Origin of the sequence: Enterobacter sp. HSTU-ASh6, from assembly GCF_026319105.1 — a bacterium.
GTDB classification, from domain to species: Bacteria; Pseudomonadota; Gammaproteobacteria; order Enterobacterales; family Enterobacteriaceae; genus Enterobacter; species Enterobacter sichuanensis.
The window spans coordinates 285,409-302,347 of record NZ_WSPD01000003.1 but is presented as its reverse complement, the minus strand read 5'-3'; the positions used below and the strand labels follow the sequence as shown (position 1 = coordinate 302,347).

The window sequence follows — 16,939 nt, the reverse complement described above, 5'->3', positions numbered from 1 at the left end:
GTAAGGCGCAGCCGCCACCCGGCTAAACACGGCACACTTACTTCTGAAACGGATGAACATCCCGCCAGTGATCGGCAATCTGCTGGCGGGTACAGACCCACACCCGCTCATGCTGCTGCACGTAATCAAGGAACCGCTGCAGCGCGCGAAAACGCCCAGGGCGCCCCAGCAGGCGGCAGTGCATGCCGATGGACATCATCTTCGGCGCGCGTTCCCCCTCTTCGTACAGCACGTCAAAGCTGTCCTTCAACCAGGTATAAAACTGCTCGGCGGTATTGAACCCCTGCGCGGTGGCGAAGCGCATGTCGTTCGCATCCAGCGTGTAGGGCACAATCAGGTGCGGTTTGCGGGTACCGTCGCTGCAGGCCACTTCCGTCCAGAAGGGTAAGTCGTCACCATAGTAGTCGCTGTCGTAGTCAAAGCCGCCGTGCTCCACCACCAGCTGACGCGTATTGGGGCTGTCGCGCCCGGTGTACCAGCCGGTGGGTGGCTTGCCGAACAGATCGGTCAGAACATGCACCGCTTTCTGCAGGTGTTCGCGCTCCTGGCTGATATCCATGTTCTGATAGTGGATCCAGCGCCAGCCGTGGCTGACGACGTCGTAATCCGCTGACTTAATCGCCTCAACGATTTCCGGATGACGCGCCAGCGCCATCGCCACGCCAAAAACCGTCAGCGGCAGGCCACGCTTTTGAAATTCATTGTGGATCCGCCAGAACCCGGCGCGGCTGCCGTATTCGTAGAGGGAGTCCATCGACATATGTCTGTCCGGGTAGCTGGCCGCACCGATGATGTCCGACAGGAACTGCTCCGACCCGGCATCGCCGTGCAGAACGTGGTTTTCCGCCCCCTCTTCATAATTGAGCACAAACTGCACCGCGATGCGCGCCTGATTCGGCCACTGCGCGTGCGGCGGGTTGCCCGCGTAACCGCGCAGATCCCGCGGGTAATCCTGTTCAAATAGCGCCATCGCCTCTCCCCTCACCTTTAAAATGGATTCAATGCCTGAAATGGTCCGCTTAACGCTTTGTTTTCCGGGAACGCCAGGTCCCCGTGCTTGCTGGTCGACAGCCCCAGCGCCACCAGCGACTCCACCATCTTCACCGCGGCGCTGACGCCGTCGATCACCGGTACGCGCAGCTCGCGCGTCAGCTCCTGCGCCAGCGTCGCCATCCCGCCACAGCCCAGCACAATGGCGCCGCAGCCATCCTCTTTAAGTGCCTGTATACAGCGGGCACGCACCTTCTCCTGCGCCAGACCGGAGCCGTCTTCCAGCGCCAGTACCGGGAGATCGATAGCGTGCAGCGCCGCACAATGATCCTGAAAGCCATACTGGTGCAGCAGATGACGGGCAATGATCAGCGTGCGCGGCAGCGTGGTGACCACCGAGAAGCGTGTCGCCACCAGCGTGGCCATATGCATGGCGGCTTCAGCAATGCCGACTACCGGCCCCTGCGACAGCTCGCGCGCCGCCAGCAGACCCGGATCGCCAAAGCAGGCGATGACGTGACCGTGCACGCCCTGCTGCCTGCCGAGTTTGACCTGTTCGAGAACCCCCACCGCGGCGATAGCCTCATCAAAGTGGCCTTCTATTGAGGGCACGCCTGCACTGGGGCAGACCGCGAGGATTTCCGTGCCCGGTGCGGCCACCGCACGGGCCGCCACGCCGATGGTTTCCGTCATCGCCAGGCTGGTGTTGGGGTTGATCACTTGTATACAGACTGACATTACGACTCCTTGTGGCCGGCGAACAGCCGGGCAAAATCAGGCAGGCACTCGCCCGCCCGCTCGAAGCAGAGGCTGGCGACGATATGTTCAAAATGGTGCATTAAGGCATCACTTAGCGGCTGGAGCGCCTTCTGGCGCAGCAGATCCACCAGCTGTTCGTGATCGTTGCAGCGGCAGCCCTGACGCCACGGCGCCCCCCAGGTGGCAATCACCAGCGAGGAGCGCTGGCTCAGGCCGGTCACCATCTCCGTCAGCACCTGATTGCCGGAGATGGCCTGCAGCTGAATGTGAAAACGGGCGGAGTGGCGGATCGCCGCCGGACCGTCGTAGGCCTCGTGGGCCTGCTGCTCCTGGCGAATAATGGCCTCCAGCGCGGCAAGATGCGGCGGCTGACAGTGCGCCAGCACGTCCGGCAGGTTGGCAACCTCCAGCAGCGCGCGGGTGCGGAAGATGTGCTGCGCCTCTTCGACCGTCGGGCTGGCAACGTATGCACCACGCCTGGGCGTTAAGGTGACCATTTGCACAGCGGCGAGTCGCTGCAGCACCTTGCGGATGCCCGTACGACTCACGCCAAACACCTCCGCCAGCGCCTCTTCCGGCAATTTGCTTCCCGGCAGCAGCTGATGTTCGACAATCGCGGTCATCAGCGCCTGGAAGATGGATTCGTCTTTGTCATGCAGGTCTGGCGCGGTCTGCAGGGCATGTATGTTGTTCATTCACCACTCCGAATTTTACTTTCCGTTATCGAATCGTATACATAAAAATAAAATATTGCATACAAGATTTATTATTTTGGCCTGGATCCTGCAACACCGTTTGCACTCCCACTCAACGGGTTTTCATTCACAGGAGCAGGTTTCATGCCAAACAGTCAAAATACACCACAGGGTACGGCCGCTGATTCCGGTGCGGTTTACAGCCCACGTCTTTGCAATGAGGATCTGGCACCGACGCGTGACCAGAGCTGGAGCTGGTACAACATCTTTTCGTTCTGGATGTCGGACGTGCACAGCATGGGGGGCTATGTTGTCGCCGCGAGCTTCTTTACGCTCGGACTGGCAAGCTGGCAGGTGTTGCTCTGCCTGCTGGTGGGAATTTGTATTGTGCAGCTGTGCGCCAACCTGGTGGCAAAACCGAGCCAGATGGCGGGCGTGCCCTACGCGGTGATCAGCCGTCAGGCCTTTGGCGTCTTCGGGGCCAATATTCCGGCGGTGATCCGCGGGCTTATCGCCTTTGCGTGGTACGGCATTCAGACCTATCTCGCCGCCAACGCGCTGATGCTGGTGGCGCTGAAGTTCTGGCCGTCGCTCTCTTCGCTCACCACCGGCGCGTTCCTGGGCCTGTCGCATCTGGGCTGGATCTGCTTTGCCATTATGTGGGTCCTGCAGGCGATGGTCTTCTGGCACGGCATGAGCGCCATCAAACGCTTTATTGATATCGCCGGTCCGGCGGTCTATGTGGTGATGCTGGCTCTCGCCGGCTGGATTGTATACAAGACCGGTTTTGACGGTATCTCCTTTACCCTCGCCAGCAAGTCCCTGAGCGCGGGCGAGCAGACCTGGCAGATGATCACCGCGACGGCGCTGGTGGTCTCCTACTTCTCCGGCCCGCTGCTCAACTTTGGTGATTTCTCCCGCTACGGGAAGAGCATGGGTGAGATCCGCCGCGGTAACCGCTGGGGTCTGCCGTTTAACTTCCTGCTGTTCTCCATCGTCACCGTGGTGATTGTTTCCGGTACCCAGTCGCTGTTTGGCCGCATGATCACCGATCCGATTGAGACCGTCAGCCGCGTGGGTAACGATCTAGCGGTGGCGATTGGCCTGCTGACGATGATCACCGCCACCATCGGGATCAACATCGTGGCGAACTTCGTCTCCCCGGCGTTTGATTTCTCTAACTGCTCGCCGCAAAAAATCAGCTTCCGCACCGGGGGCATGATTGCCGCCGTCGGCTCGATCCTGCTCACCCCGTGGAACCTGTTCAACTCGCCGGAGCTTATCCACTACACCCTCGACGTGCTTGGGGCGTTTATCGGCCCGCTGTTCGGCATTCTGATTGCCGACTTCTACCTGATTAAACGCGGCAAGGTGTCGGTTGACGATCTGTTCAACGACACGCCAGAGGGCAAATACTGGTATCGCAACGGCTTTAACCCGAAAGCCATTGGCGCGCTGATCCCCTCCGTTGCCGTGGGTCTGGTGATCAGCTTTATTCCGGCCCTGCATGAGGTGGCAAACTTTAGCTGGTTTATCGGCGTCTTCCTCGGCGGTGTCACCTACCGCTGGCTGGCGCGGGAAGAGCGCGAGACAGCAAAGGCAACGTCGTTCAGCTCCCGCGTGGCGACGCAAAAAGAGTAACCCTTCCCTTCCGGCCGCAGTTTATCTGCGGCCTGTTCATTCTGGCACCCTTCTTGCTGAGCCTTATCACCCCGCTACGCACACACTAAGGCAGGAACCATGATGGATTACCAGACAGCGATCCGCGGTGCATTTTTTGACATTGCCCAGGTCTGCGACAGCGCAGACGCGATTGCCCAACACGCGCGCTATCTTGAGGACGGGGTGCTGTTTATACAGAACGGAAAAATTCTGGCGCACATGTCCTGGCAGGAGGGCGAGCAGTATCTTGACCCGCACAAAGGTTACACCGACCTGCGCGGCAAGCTGCTGCTGCCCGGATTTATCGACACCCACATCCATTACCCGCAAACGGAGATGATCGGCGCATTTGGCGAGCAACTGCTGGAGTGGCTGACGACCTATACCTTCCCGGTGGAGAGCCAGTTTGCCGATGAAGCCTACGCGAAAGAGATCGCTGAATTTTTCATTAACCAGCTGGTCAGCAATGGCACCACTACCGCGCTGGTGTTTTGTACCCTCCATCCCGAATCGGTCGAGGCGCTGTTTACCGAAGCCCTGCGCCTGAATATGCGCCTTATCGCCGGCAAGGTGATGATGGACAGGCACGCGCCGGACTACCTGAGTGAAGATCCCAAACAGAGCTACCGGCAAACGCGGGCGTTGATCCAGCGCTGGCACCACCGGGGGCGGCTGGGGTATGCCATTACGCCGCGCTTTGCCCCGACCTCGTCCCCCGAGCTGCTTGCCGCGGTCAGCCTGCTCAGAGAGGAGTTCCCGGATACCTGGCTGCAGACCCATCTGAGCGAAAACCCCAACGAAGTGGCCTGGGTGAGCGATCTCTGGCCGGAGCACGAGCGTTATCTGGACGTGTATCATCACTACGGCCTGACCGGCGAGCGCAGCGTGTTTGCCCACGGTATTCATCTGCACCACAGCGAGTGGCAGTGCCTGCATGACACCGGTTCGGCGGTGGCGTTTTGCCCCACCTCTAACCTGTTTCTCGGCAGCGGACTGTTTCGCCTGCCCGCCTGCTGGCAGCACAGAGTGCGGATGGGCATCGGCACCGACGTGGGGGCGGGCACCACCTTCAGCATGCTGCGTACGCTGGGGGAAGCCTATAAGGTCGGCCAGCTTCAGAGCTACCGCCTGCGCGCCAGCGAGGCGTTTTATCACGCCACGCTGGGCGGGGCGCACGCGCTGCGGCTGGACGATAAAATTGGCAACTTCGCCCCCGGCAAAGAGGCGGATTTCGTGGTTATCGACCCTGACGTGACGCCGCTGCAGCGCCTGCGCAATCGCCGCTGCAGGGATATCTACGAGCAGCTATTTGTGCTGATGACCCTGGGTGATGAGCGCAACATCAGCGAGACCTGGGTCAACGGCGAGCAGGTGTGGTCAACTGCCCCGGTAGGTTGACCATCCGCCGGGGGCAATCACAAACGGCAGATGGAAGTGCTCCTCTGCCGTTTCTCCCGTCACAAAATCAATTTGCGCGCAGGACCAGATCGTGTCGCGACCGGTGTCGCGAAACCATGCGCCGATCTCCGCCACCAGCCGGTAACGACCTGCGGGCAGCGAGGGAACGAACGCGGCGATGCGCCCCTGTGCGTTGGTTACCCCCGTGGCGAGCGTCTTCCCCTCCTGTTGAAGATGGACGGTCACGCCCTCTGCAGGTTTGCCCGTTGAGATATCCAGAATATGCGTGCTTAACGTACTCATTCGCTAATGACTCCTTCCAGCCGTAGCAGCGTAATTTCCCGTAACTGTTCCAGCGCGGCGCGGACTTCCTGTGCGTCACTGTTTTCCAGCCGCGCGTGCAGCGCCTGTAACATCTCCTCACCGCTGCGGCCTTTGGCGCGGATCAGAAAGACCCGTCCAAAACGGGCTTCGTAGCGGGCGTTGGCCTCGCGTAACGCCTGCGCCAGCCCGGCATCACGGTCATTCACCGCACCCTGCTCCTGGCGCGACAGTGCCGCCTCCGCCCCGGTGCCCGCGGGCTTTTCGCCAATGCGCGAATGCGCGCTCAGGGCGAGGGTTAATGCCGCGTCATCCCAGCGTTGCGTCAGGGCCTGCGCCGTGGTGAACAACGCCTCCCGGCTCGGGTAAGGCCGCCCGCGAACCAGCGCGTCGGCCCAGCCGGGGATCGCCACGCAGGGGTGAAGCAGCGCCACCGCGTCGTGGGCCGGAAGATGATTAAAGTCGTGCAGTGCGATCATAGCGTCTCCTGTGGTGTCCTCTTCCAGGCTGTTGCACAAACCACGCCACAGTTGCCCCGGCGTGAAACAGTCGATTCCGGATGCGTGAAGCGGAAATTTTTGATTCAAAAAAAGGCACGCTCACCGCGTTTACGCACCTTAGCAGTGCAAGTACCGCTCTCACAACGCCGTTTTCGCCACGCTGCAGCCTGGTACGCAAATTGCTGAATAACCTTACCCCAGCAAAAGGAGAGAAGCATGAGAGCAATCGTCATTGGCGCGGGTATTGGCGGCCTGAGCGCCGCTGTCGCACTGAAGAAAGCGGGAATCGACTGTACCGTATTTGAAGCCGTAAAAGAGATCAGGCCCGTCGGGGCGGCCATCTCCATCTGGCCTAACGGCGTGAAATGCATGCAGCACCTCGGGATGGGGGAGATCGTTGAGACGTACGGCGGGCCGATGCGTTTCATGGCCTATAAAGATTACCGGCGCGGCGAGACCCTGACCCGCTTCAGCCTTGCCCCGCTGGTTGAGCGTACCGGAGGGCGTCCCTGCCCCGTCTCGCGCACTGAACTCCAGCGTGAAATGCTGGCGTTCTGGGGACGCGATAACGTGCAGTTCGGCAAGCGCGTCGAGCACGTCCATGAAGACGACGCTGGCGTGAGCGTGACCTTCACCGATGGCACCACGGCGCACGGCGATTTTCTGATTGCCGCCGACGGCGCCCACTCGGCGGTTCGCCCGTACGTGCTGGGCTATACCCCGGCGCGCCGCTATGCCGGTTACGTGAACTGGAACGGGCTGGTGAAGATTGACGAAGAGATTGCACCGGCTCATCAGTGGACCACCTTCGTTGGCGAAGGCAAACGCGTGTCGCTGATGCCCGTCTCTGGCGGACGGTTTTATTTCTTTTTTGACGTGCCGCTCCCGTTGGGCCTGGCGGAGGATCGCACCACCCTGCGCGCCGATCTCACGGGCTACTTCCGCGGCTGGGCGCCGCCGGTGCAAAAGCTTATCGCCGCGCTCGACCCGCAGACCACCAACCGCATTGAGATCCACGACATTGAGCCGTTCGACACGCTGGTGCGCGGCAACGTCGCGCTGCTGGGCGATGCCGCGCACAGCACCACGCCGGATATCGGCCAGGGCGGCTGTGCGGCCATGGAAGATGCGGTGGTGCTGGGTCAATGCCTGCGTGAAAACCACAACGTGACGCTGGCGCTGAGACAGTACGAAGCGCTGCGCTGCGACCGGGTGCGCGACCTGGTGCTGAAGGCGCGTAAACGCTGCGACGTGACCCATGGCAAAGACATGGCGCTGACGGAAGCCTGGTATCAGGAACTCAAAGAGGAGACCGGAGAGCGCATCATCAACGGTCTGTGCGACACCATTCAGGGCGGCCCGTTAGGCTGAACGCAAGAGGGATAAGCATGAAAAGAGAACCGACCCCACCCGCCCACTGCACGTTTGAGCCAGAGGACTGGCTGCGTCTGGCGAAATGCTGGCATCCGGTCGCCCGGGCCTGCGACATCGGCCCGGTGCCGGTTAAAGCGACCCTGCTGGACGAACAGCTGGTGATTTACCGGATCAACGACCAGGTCGTGGTCGCCCGGGACGTGTGCCCGCACCGCGGCGTGCCGCTGACGCTCGGCTTTCACGATGAGCACGGGATTATCTGTCCCTATCATGGCCTGCGTTTTGGGGAGGACGGGCGCTGCAACCGCATTCCGTCCAGCCCCGACCAGCCCGTTCCGGCGAAGCTGAACCTGATTAATTACGCCGTGGAGGAGCGCTTTGGCCTGATCTGGACCTGCCTGGCGTTTGATCCGGACAACCCCGCGCCGCTGCCCACCCTGCCGCACTGGGATGACGATGGATTTCAGCAGATTAACTGCCCGGCGTTCGAAGTGAATGGCTTCGCCGGGCGTCAGGTGGAAGGGTTTCTGGACGTGGCGCACTTTGCCTGGATCCACACCGATACCTTTGCGGATCCCAATAACGCGCTGGTCCCTGACTATCAACCCCAGGAAACGCCGTTTGGCTTTGTTGCCGATTACTGGAGTACGGTGAGTAACTATCCTCCCGCTTCGGATGTGCAGGCCCCGGAGGGCTTCCGCTGGTTGCGCCATTTTGAAATGCATCTGCCGTTTACCGCCACCCTGACGATCCATTTTCCGGGGGAATCCCGGCTGGTAATCATGAATGCCGCGTCGCCCGTTTCCTCACGCGTGACCCGCATGTTCGCCCCTATCGCGCGTAATTTTGATCTGCATATTCCGGTGGAAGAGGTGCATGCCTTTAACCTGCGCATCTTTGAAGAAGATCGCCTGATGGTGGAAACCCAGCGCCCGGAAAGCCTGCCGCTGGATCTCACCCTGGAAGCGCATATCCCCGCGGATAAAAGCTCGATTGCCTACCGCCGGGGACTGAAGAAGATGGGCTTTGGCGCATTTTTCCTGGTATGACGGAGGCCCGTATGTTGAGCGTGATTGTTGACGGACTGTGGCGCGAGGGGGACAAGAGCCTCGCCGTCAGGCTGGTGGCTGAAAACGGCGAAGCGCTGCCGGCATGGCAGCCCGGGGCGCACATCGACGTGCATCTGCCCTGCGGGGTTATTCGCCAGTACTCCCTGACCGGGGCGTGCGGCGATGAGGGGTATCTAATCTGCGTGGGGCGGGAAGCCGCCTCGAGGGGTGGGTCGCGCTACGTTCACGAAACGCTACGTCCGGGGCAGAAGCTGCTGATTTCGGCCCCGCGCAATCTGTTTCCGCTGGTGCAGGCAGAGCGGGTTTTATTGCTGGCGGCGGGGATTGGCATTACGCCGCTGTACGCGATGGCCCTGCAGCTGAAGGCCGCCGGCACGCCGTTTACGCTGCACTACTACGTCCGGAACCAGCAAAGCGCGGCGTTTGCCCGCGCGCTTTCAGCGTGCGATGCGTGCGTCATCCATACCGACAGCCCACGCACCACGCTGGACGGGCATCTCCCGATGCCTGAGCCGGGGCTTCACGCCTGGATCTGCGGACCCGCAGGGTTTATGGAAAAAGTACGTGAGGTCGCCACGGCGAAAGGCTGGGACGACGCCCATCTTCACAGCGAGGCGTTTCAGCCTGCTGCGCCCGCCAGTGGCGGTGCAGCGGGTGAGATCTTTACGGTCAAACTGGCCTCCACCGGTGAGCGCTGGCCGGTCCCTGCGGATAAGACCATCGCCCAGGTACTGCAGGAACATGGCGTGGACGTACCGCTGTCCTGCGAGATGGGGATCTGCGGTGCCTGCCTGACGCCGGTGATTGACGGCGTGGTGGATCACCGGGATAGCGTGCAGTCAGAGGCAGAAAAAAACGCAACCGAGCAGCAGGTGGCGCTGTGCTGCTCGCGAAGCCATTCCGGGGAGCTGGTGATCGGGCTGTAAACCCCCTGCACACGCTTTCTTGCCGGGTGGCGCTGCGCTTACCCGGCCTACAATCCGTAACAAATCAAACGTATCGCATTCCGTCACCGGGCGAAACTCACAAATCGCACTTTGCCAGCCCGTAAACGGGCTCGCTATCCTGCCACGCGTAATCAATATGACTGGCCTGCTCGCGCGCCAGTGCTGCATCGCCCTGCAATCGCGCCGCCAGGGTAAAGGCGAAATCAAATACTTTACCCAGCCCACGGCCGCTCAGCAGATTGCCGTCTTCGACAACGTCGGCATCAACGTAGATGCCATCGCTGACTGTTTTCCACAGATCGCCGGAGCAGACATAGCGACGTCCCTTCAGCAGTCCATTGCCGCCCAGCACGCGGGCAGCGGCGGAGCAAATCGGGCAGATATATTTGCCCGCTTCATCGTGGCGGCGGACGAAGGCAATGACCTCCGCGCTTTTCGCCAGGTTAACACTGCCTTCCGGGCCGCCTGGTAACATCACGGCGTCAAAGGTCCTGTCGAGGCTGTCCTGCAGGGTGCTGTCCGCCACCATTGAGATGGCGTGATAGCTCACCACTTCGCGACGCTCGCCGCAGGCAATCGTCTGCACCGTAATATTCAGGCGGCGCAGGATATCGATAGTGACAATCGCTTCCCCCTCTTCAAAACCGGGGGCTAATAGCACGGCTACGCTTTTCATTTTGCTCTCCATTGCTTAAGGGTTACCAGTACGGGTGCCAGATCTGTCGCAGCCGCGCCAGCAGCTCAAGATAGAAATAGTCCCCCCAGCTACAGCACTGATCGACGCCTTTACCGCTGCCCATATGATAAACCGAGTGCTGCAGCAGCCCTTCGGTCGGATCGTCGTCGTGAGCAAGGTAGTTATCGGTCAGCGACAGCGCAATACGCAGCGCCATCTCTTCATAATACGCACGGTTTGCGTCGAGCAACGGCAGCGCCTTGACCAGCTCCAGCAGTCCACAGGCGGCAATCGCCGCCGCTGAACTGTCGCGCATGGCGTCGGTACCGAGCAGCGCCAGATCCCAGTGGCAAACGTCATCTTCCGGTAGACGGTTGAGGAAGTAATGCGCCAGGCTGCGTGACAACTCAACCATCTGCTTATCACCGGTGTGCTGATAGCTGAGCAGGAAACCGTAAATGCCCCATGCCTGGCCGCGCGACCAGCACGAGGTATCGCTGTAGCCCTGATGGGTGTTGCCAAAGCGCGGCTCGCCCGTCTGCACGTCCATATACCAGGTGTGCCAGGTCGAGGCATCTTCACGCACGATATAGTTCGCCGCCTGTCCGGCGTGAGCCGTCGCCGCTTGCGCATAGCGCGGCTCCCCGGTCTGTTCGCTGGCCCAGTACAGCAGCGGCAGGTTCATATTGCAGTCGATGATCATTCGCCCCTGCTGCTCCGGGTCGTTTAAATCCCCCCACGCCTGAATAATGTTGGCCGTCGGGTTAAAACGCTCCATCAGGCGATCGGCCGCCAGCAGCGCCGACTGGCGAGCGGCTTCGTTGCCGGTGAGCCGCCAGGCGCTGACGCAGGAGAGCGAATAGAGGAACCCGAGATCGTGCGTTGCGGTGTCGATACGCTGCTCAATACGCCGGGCGAACGACGGTAAATAGCGCTCGGCGGCTTCGCGATAATGCGCTTTACCGGTCATCTCCCACGCCAGCCACAGCTGGCCTGTCCAGAAACTGGTGGTCCACTCCACGTTATCGGTGCGCGGCCAGACCCCCTTCTCACAGGCTTCGCCGGGGAACTTATCGCCGAAGGCGACAATATTGTGGTCGAGCTTGCGCGTGACGCGGGTTAACGCCGCGTCCAGCTTCTGGCTCAATGCCAGGCGATCGACCTGATGCAGTTCGATCGGCCGCAGCGCTTCGGTGATAACAGATTTGGTCATAACAACTCCTGAATTAATGTTTGGCCGGTTCAACCGGTGCGGTATCTAAAGCCGGAGCAACGGGGCGTGAGTCATCGCGCGTCGACTGGCAGCGCGACAGCGTAAAGGCGGAAATCAGTGTAAATACCAGGGCGCAGCTGCCCATCAGCAGATAGGTATGCTCAAAGCCTATCCTGTCGTACAGATAGCCGGCAGGTGGGGCGACCACAATCGAGCCCACGTAAATCATCGCCTGGTAGCCCAGCAGGTACATCGTGGCGTTAACCCGACGATGGAAATGTTCGGCGATGTATTTGAAGACAGAAATCAGCAGCAGCGCGATCTCGACGCCATAAAACGGTTTGATAATGGAGATAACAATCGGGTCACTGGTCAGTCCGGAGGCGATCAGCCGTGCGCCTACTACGCAGCCGCAGAACAGCAAGCCGCGCTTCGCGCCGTAGTGGTTCACCAGCCACGGGATAAACATCATCATCACGAACTCCATCCCCGACTGGACGGTGCTCAGGTAGCCGTACCAGGCATTTCCCTGCGCTTTGGTGGCAAAGAACGACACGAAGTAGCGCGGGAACTGCTGCTCGGCGATAAACATCATCCACGCCACCCCGGCGACGTAGAGGCTGAACATCCAGAACTTGCGGTTTTTCAACAGCATCAGCACATCGGCAAAGACGATCTTATTCGCGGAAATGACGCTGTTATTACGCAGTTGCTCCTCGCCGATTTTGAGGCTAATCAGCACCAGCAGCATCACTACCGAGGTCCCGCTGCTGAGCAGAAAGTTGGCCAGCGGCGTGACGTTAAACAACAACCCTGAGACCGACGCCGCCATCGCCCAGCCCAGTGAACCCCACATTCTGATGCGGCCAAACTCCAGGCCGTACAGGCGGCTAAAGCGGTCGGCGTAAGATTCAGACGCCGCCACCCCGGCGTACCAGCCCAGGCTCAGATACAGCGCGCCGATGATAATCCCCACCATCGCATGGCTTTGCAGCAGCGGCTGGTACACCAGCGCGAAGAACGGCGCCATCAGCGCAGAAATAGCGCAGACAAAATAGAGCAGCCACTTGCTCATGCCAATTTTGTCCATGATGTAGCCGTACACCGGCTTCAGGACCACCGCGAAGACGCCATTGATGGCGAACACGCTGCCTATGGTGACGCTGTCGAGGCCCACTTTCTGACTCAGCCACAGGGCGTACAGGCCAAAGCTGGATGACCAGGTGAAGAAGTAAAGGAAAATAAAGGTACTCATTTTGTACTGCGCGGCGCGTACGGATGATGATGTGCTCATAGCGATGCCTCCGGAGCCAGAATGAGCGTCGTTTCTTGTCGTGCCGTCACGAAGCGTACCGCGTCATCGCTCATGAAGGCCTGCGGGCAATGCTGCGGGTTGAAGTCGGCGGCATTTCCCGCCCACACCGCGCTGATGAACACATGCGTGCCGGGGTCGAGCTCGCCGCGCAACACCGGCACCGCCGCGCGCTCGGCGAACAACAGATTACTGTTTGGCGGCGTCACCACCGTCTCGCCGCGGCGGGTCTGCGGATGTAAACAGAAAATGGCGGAGACATCCCGGGTACTGCGTAACCAGCAGGCACTGTCACTCTCGTGTCCCTGCGGCTGTGGGCGGTTCACCAGGCTAAAGCCCCCTTCTGCGCAATCGAGCGCACGTCGAGTAGTGATACGATGGACGCGTAGCTGCCAGTCGCCCAGCGCCAGCAGCCAGCTGTCAATCACCACGTCGCGCCACGGCAGCCAGCGGCTGTAAAGGGTGCCGTCAGCGGTGACCACGTTCTGGCATTCGCGCCGGCCACGCCAGTAGTTATCCTTTTCGGCCAGCAGCAGCATCGAATCGGGTGCGGCATGGTTCAGTCCGTAGCGCCCGCGTTCAATGGTGAAGCCAAAGCGGGTGGAATAGGCAAATTTGCAGTATTTCGCTTCGGTATTCACAAAGTTGTTCAGCTCCAGCTGGCCGGACGTCAGCATCCACAGGTGATCGGCCTGATGCACCAGCACCTGATCCGCGTGGGCTATCGTGTGCTGCGCGGGTAACGGCGGCAGCGGCAGCTCAGCCGCCTGCCAGAAGGTGTCGCCCTCATCTAATGCCAGCACCAGCAGGGTCTTCAGGCCCCAGTACGGCGAACCCGGTGCGTTGTAGTCTTCCGCCATCGCCAGATTCGGGTAGCTGTAACCAACGCTCAGGACGCCGTCGCGGTCGAACATCGGCTGCTTCAGCCACCAGCGCAGATGACGCAGAACGATGCCCTTCATCACGCCAGGCGAAAAGACCTCCAGCCCGGCGAAGGCCGCCGCACTCCAGAACGCCGCCTCGGCAAAGCGGTAGGTCAGGCTACGGCCAAACGGGATCGCCGCGCCGTCTTCGGCAAAGAAATGGATGAAGTCAGAGGAGAAACGCGCGGCCCGCTGACGCAGTGTTGCACAACGCGTTGGATCGACATCGACCATGAGCTTCGCGTAGATCAGGCCATAGAAATGGAAGCCCATCGAGATGTAATAGTCGCGCGGCCGGCCCGGACCATCGGAGTACCAGCCATCGCCGAGATAGTAGTGCTCCATGGCAGCAAAATGGTCTTCCAGCGCCTGCGGGTTGGTGGGCATGCCGCAATAATGGAAGCCGACCTGCACCAGAATCGGAAAGAAGTGCCAGTTGTTATCGGGGATTTCCTGGGTCTCGCACTGCTTTAGCCAGCGCCATAAATTCACTTTCTCCGTCTCAGTGAAGTGTGCCAGTACGGTTTCCCCCGCCAGCGCCAGCAGCAGCCCGTAGGCCGCCATCTCGACAATTCGCTGATCGTAAGGCGCGACGTCGCCCCAGTAATCGGCATGCTGCGGATCAGTGCCGTTTTTTATCGCCTGTAAATAGAAAGAGAAGTGTTGTGGCTCACTGCCGCCAGCCAGCAATGGCGTCACGCCCCACAGCAGGCGGGAAAATGTTTCCATGCTCGCGACCTGCTGGCCGTAGTGAGCGGTAAAGTTCGCTAAATCAATGCGGCTGGCGTCTTTTTTAAAATAAGGCGCCACCGCGTTCAGCATATCGTTGACCAGCCGTAGTACCTCTTCCCGGCTTGTCAGTGGGTTATCCAGATGAATGTTTTCAGGTTGCACAGGGTCCTCCCGCATAACACGAGGGTAGAGATAAGTTATTGTTATTAGGCTTTTTATAGCCACGAGTGCGACGTCTGGATGAAGAGTAACTGCTTTTATTCACGGTGCTGAGTGAGCAGAATCACAAAATTGAACCGCCATTTCATTTTTTCTGGATTTTGTCGACCGCGAGGGGGATAAATTACAAATGGTGGCCTAAAAATTTAAATCTGTTGTCCTGGAGGTAAAATGGGTGAAACGCAGCTGCTGGAACGCATTATGCTCGATCAGCAGGCCATTTCTTTTAACCGCATGTACGCCACCAGCGCGATTTACTACCACTGGCATCAATGTGTTGAATTGCTCTATATTTCCAGCGGCTACGGCATCGTGGTGGTGGATAATCAACACTACACCGCCCGTCCGGGGCGATTATTTATCTTCCCGCCCTTTCGTCTGCACAAAGTGCAGGTCGATCATAGCGATAAGAACCCCTATCACCGCACCACCATGCACATTGAGCAATCGGTCGTCGAAAGCGCGCTCAGCGCCTTCCCGCGCCATCAGGCCCGGTTCGCCGCGCTGGCGGCCAGCAATCTGCCCGCGCAAATATACGATCTCAGCGAGCACGCGGCATTTATCGAGAGGATCCTGGAACAGTTTCAGCGCCTGGAGGGCAACGAGCAGACCGAGGCCTGCGAGGTGGCATTTCTGGTGATGCAGCTCATGACCTTTCTGCCCGAGCAGCCGCAACCCTACCCGCCGCGTCAGCAGACCGTCGCCTCGCGGATCATGAGCTGGGTCGAAGCCCACTATGCCAGCAAGTTTTCGCTCGACCAGCTCGCCCACGACCTGGGGCTCTCACGCAGCTATACCTCACGCATTTTCCGTCAGCAGACCGGCGGTTGCATCCAGGAATATTTGCTGACCCGGCGGATCAAAAGCAGTTGCGATCTCTTGCGGTACAGCGATGAGCCTGTTGACACCATTGCGCTGGCTGTCGGGTTTAGCGAGGTAACCTATTTCATTACCTGCTTTAAAAAGATGATGCGTCAGACACCGCTGCAGTATCGACGTAGCCTCCGCTGCAGCAGAACGTCTGACGGGATCACCTTGCAGTGATCGGACTGCAAGGTGGCTTTAACAAATCAAACGTATCGCATTCCGTCACGCCGGAACCGGCAACTCAATGCCGCTTTGCGCCAGTAGCCCCATCTCGCAATACATCGCGCATGCCGCACTGACGATAGACATTGCCAGCGCGGCACCGCTCCCTTCACCAAGACGCATGTCAAGGTGGATAAAGGGCGCCAGCCCAAGGTGCTCCAGCGCACGTCTGGCCCCTTTTTCGGCGGAAAAATGAGAGGGAATACAGTAGTTCTTAACCTCTGGCGCAATCTGGCAGGCGGCGATGGCTGCGGCATACGAGAGAAAACCGTCCAACACAACGGGCAGTCCGCATGCGCCAGCGCCTAATATCACCCCGGTCATACCCACCAGGTCATAGCCGCCAACTTTGGCCAGAACGTCAACCGCGTCGCGCGCATCCGGCTGGTTAATGCGTATCGCCTGCCGAACAATGGCTTCCTTATGCTGTACCCGGTCCTGCGGCAAATTTGCCCCAATCCCCACCACCTCATGCGGATCGCTGTCGGTCAGTACGCTGATGATTGCCGAGGCCGGCGTCGTGTTCGCAATACCCAGCTCGCCAACGCCAAAGACGGAAATCCCCTCCTGAGCGCGTTTTTTAACGAGGCTGGCGCTCGCCAGCAGCAGGTGTTCGGCATCCTGACGGCTCATCGCAGGCCCCTGGGCGATATTCCCGCAGCCACGAGACAGTTTAAGGCTGAGCATATTGTCAACAGGCTCACCGTCAATGCCGATATCAACGGGGAGTACCGACGTCTGGCTATTGCGGGCCAGCACACATACCCCGGTCAACCCCTTTTGCATATTGACGGCCTGAAGCCTGGTCACCACTTTCGGCGTCACAGCCACGCCTTCATCAAACACGCCATGGTCGGCGCACATCACGATAATCTCTTTTTGCAGATTATCGAGCCTGTCGATTCCCCACATTCCCGCAAGCTGTATTGCCAGACTCTCCAGCCGACCGAGGCTATTTGTCGGCTTGATTAAGCCATCAACATGCCGCGAGGCCGCCTCGATCTTCTGTTTATCAAGCGGTCTGATGGCCGCCGCCAGCGCCTTCACTGTCCCCATCCT

General features: G+C 59.9%; 15 protein-coding genes and 1 pseudogene. 6 read left to right on the top strand and 10 right to left on the bottom strand.

What is annotated here, in order from left to right; genetic code table 11:
• Positions 1–37: 37 nt before the first annotated feature.
• The 3 genes and pseudogenes from puuE to GM298_RS05430 form a co-directional block, all read right to left on the bottom strand.
• A complete protein-coding gene (gene puuE, locus GM298_RS05440) occupies positions 38–937 on the bottom strand; it encodes an allantoinase PuuE (protein ID WP_224752984.1) in 900 nt (299 codons plus the stop codon).
• A pseudogene (hpxA, locus tag GM298_RS05435) lies at positions 855–1,728 on the bottom strand (allantoin racemase). The gene puuE and the pseudogene hpxA overlap by 83 nt, the downstream one beginning before the upstream one ends.
• Entirely contained in the window at positions 1,728–2,444 is a 717-nt protein-coding gene (locus GM298_RS05430) for a GntR family transcriptional regulator (protein WP_259564340.1), read from the bottom strand. The pseudogene hpxA and the gene GM298_RS05430 overlap by 1 nt, the downstream one beginning before the upstream one ends.
• Positions 2,445–2,588: 144 nt before the next feature.
• On the opposite strand from GM298_RS05430, the gene GM298_RS05425 reads away from it, so the two are divergent.
• Together GM298_RS05425 and guaD are read left to right on the top strand one after the other, a co-directional pair.
• Positions 2,589–4,085, top strand: coding sequence for an NCS1 family nucleobase:cation symporter-1 (locus GM298_RS05425; RefSeq protein WP_025755917.1), 1,497 nt, complete (start codon positions 2,589–2,591; stop codon positions 4,083–4,085).
• Positions 4,086–4,187: 102 nt separating this feature from the next.
• Entirely contained in the window at positions 4,188–5,504 is a 1,317-nt protein-coding gene (gene guaD / locus GM298_RS05420; protein WP_047958219.1) for a guanine deaminase, read from the top strand.
• On the opposite strand, the gene uraH is transcribed toward guaD, so the two are convergent.
• Together uraH and uraD are read right to left on the bottom strand one after the other, a co-directional pair.
• Positions 5,484–5,807 (bottom strand): hydroxyisourate hydrolase, encoded by a 324-nt coding sequence (uraH, locus tag GM298_RS05415; protein WP_262783540.1) that lies wholly within the window; start codon positions 5,805–5,807, stop codon positions 5,484–5,486. The genes guaD and uraH overlap by 21 nt on opposite strands.
• Positions 5,804–6,304, bottom strand: coding sequence for a 2-oxo-4-hydroxy-4-carboxy-5-ureidoimidazoline decarboxylase (gene uraD / locus GM298_RS05410; protein ID WP_266153761.1), 501 nt, complete (start codon positions 6,302–6,304; stop codon positions 5,804–5,806). The genes uraH and uraD overlap by 4 nt, the downstream gene beginning before the upstream one ends.
• Before the next feature lie 237 nt (positions 6,305–6,541).
• Between uraD and hpxO the strand changes: the two genes are divergently transcribed.
• The 3 genes from hpxO to GM298_RS05395 are packed head-to-tail and all read left to right on the top strand — an operon-like array spanning position 6,542 to position 9,695.
• Positions 6,542–7,696, top strand: a complete 1,155-nt coding sequence (gene hpxO, locus GM298_RS05405) for an FAD-dependent urate hydroxylase HpxO (RefSeq protein ID WP_126800327.1) — start codon at positions 6,542–6,544, stop codon at positions 7,694–7,696.
• Between the two features lie 17 nt (positions 7,697–7,713).
• On the top strand, positions 7,714–8,748 hold the full coding sequence (gene hpxD, locus GM298_RS05400) for a molybdenum cofactor-independent xanthine hydroxylase subunit HpxD (RefSeq protein ID WP_262783542.1): 1,035 nt from the start codon (positions 7,714–7,716) through the stop codon (positions 8,746–8,748).
• An 11-nt stretch (positions 8,749–8,759) separates the two neighbouring features.
• Positions 8,760–9,695, top strand: coding sequence for a PDR/VanB family oxidoreductase (locus GM298_RS05395; protein ID WP_266153760.1), 936 nt, complete (start codon positions 8,760–8,762; stop codon positions 9,693–9,695).
• A 97-nt stretch (positions 9,696–9,792) separates the two neighbouring features.
• Here GM298_RS05395 and GM298_RS05390 read toward each other — a convergent pair whose 3' ends face one another.
• The 4 genes from GM298_RS05390 to GM298_RS05375 are packed head-to-tail and all read right to left on the bottom strand — an operon-like array spanning position 9,793 to position 14,734.
• Positions 9,793–10,392 carry a DJ-1/PfpI family protein gene (locus tag GM298_RS05390; RefSeq protein WP_266153759.1) on the bottom strand — a complete coding sequence of 200 codons (600 nt, stop codon included), beginning with the start codon at positions 10,390–10,392 and terminating at the stop codon, positions 9,793–9,795.
• Positions 10,393–10,414: 22 nt separating this feature from the next.
• On the bottom strand, positions 10,415–11,605 hold the full coding sequence (locus tag GM298_RS05385; RefSeq protein ID WP_095449491.1) for a glycoside hydrolase family 88 protein: 1,191 nt from the start codon (positions 11,603–11,605) through the stop codon (positions 10,415–10,417).
• Positions 11,606–11,618: 13 nt separating this feature from the next.
• Positions 11,619–12,899 carry an oligosaccharide MFS transporter gene (locus GM298_RS05380; protein ID WP_095449490.1) on the bottom strand — a complete coding sequence of 427 codons (1,281 nt, stop codon included), beginning with the start codon at positions 12,897–12,899 and terminating at the stop codon, positions 11,619–11,621.
• Positions 12,896–14,734 carry a DUF2264 domain-containing protein gene (locus GM298_RS05375; protein WP_266153758.1) on the bottom strand — a complete coding sequence of 613 codons (1,839 nt, stop codon included), beginning with the start codon at positions 14,732–14,734 and terminating at the stop codon, positions 12,896–12,898. Before GM298_RS05375 ends, GM298_RS05380 begins: the two co-directional genes overlap by 4 nt.
• A 228-nt stretch (positions 14,735–14,962) precedes the next feature.
• Here GM298_RS05375 and GM298_RS05370 point away from each other — a divergent pair, with 228 nt between their 5' ends.
• The gene (locus GM298_RS05370) at positions 14,963–15,835 is read left to right on the top strand and encodes an AraC family transcriptional regulator (protein WP_266153757.1); all 873 of its coding nucleotides are present in this window, start codon (positions 14,963–14,965) and stop codon (positions 15,833–15,835) included.
• 45 nt (positions 15,836–15,880) lie between these two features.
• On the opposite strand, the gene cobT is transcribed toward GM298_RS05370, so the two are convergent.
• A complete protein-coding gene (cobT, locus tag GM298_RS05365) occupies positions 15,881–16,936 on the bottom strand; it encodes a nicotinate-nucleotide--dimethylbenzimidazole phosphoribosyltransferase (protein WP_045284663.1) in 1,056 nt (351 codons plus the stop codon).
• Positions 16,937–16,939: the final 3 nt, after the last annotated feature.

Coding starts and splice junctions, on each gene's coding strand:
- GM298_RS05430 (WP_259564340.1), bottom strand. CDS start 2,444: ATGAACAACATACATGCCCTGCAGACCGCGCCAGACCTGCATGACAAA.
- GM298_RS05425 (WP_025755917.1), top strand. CDS start 2,589: ATGCCAAACAGTCAAAATACACCACAGGGTACGGCCGCTGATTCCGGT.
- guaD (WP_047958219.1), top strand. CDS start 4,188: ATGGATTACCAGACAGCGATCCGCGGTGCATTTTTTGACATTGCCCAG.
- uraH (WP_262783540.1), bottom strand. CDS start 5,807: ATGAGTACGTTAAGCACGCATATTCTGGATATCTCAACGGGCAAACCT.
- uraD (WP_266153761.1), bottom strand. CDS start 6,304: ATGATCGCACTGCACGACTTTAATCATCTTCCGGCCCACGACGCGGTG.
- hpxO (WP_126800327.1), top strand. CDS start 6,542: ATGAGAGCAATCGTCATTGGCGCGGGTATTGGCGGCCTGAGCGCCGCT.
- hpxD (WP_262783542.1), top strand. CDS start 7,714: ATGAAAAGAGAACCGACCCCACCCGCCCACTGCACGTTTGAGCCAGAG.
- GM298_RS05395 (WP_266153760.1), top strand. CDS start 8,760: ATGTTGAGCGTGATTGTTGACGGACTGTGGCGCGAGGGGGACAAGAGC.
- GM298_RS05390 (WP_266153759.1), bottom strand. CDS start 10,392: ATGAAAAGCGTAGCCGTGCTATTAGCCCCCGGTTTTGAAGAGGGGGAA.
- GM298_RS05385 (WP_095449491.1), bottom strand. CDS start 11,605: ATGACCAAATCTGTTATCACCGAAGCGCTGCGGCCGATCGAACTGCAT.
- GM298_RS05380 (WP_095449490.1), bottom strand. CDS start 12,899: ATGAGCACATCATCATCCGTACGCGCCGCGCAGTACAAAATGAGTACC.
- GM298_RS05370 (WP_266153757.1), top strand. CDS start 14,963: ATGGGTGAAACGCAGCTGCTGGAACGCATTATGCTCGATCAGCAGGCC.
- cobT (WP_045284663.1), bottom strand. CDS start 16,936: ATGGGGACAGTGAAGGCGCTGGCGGCGGCCATCAGACCGCTTGATAAA.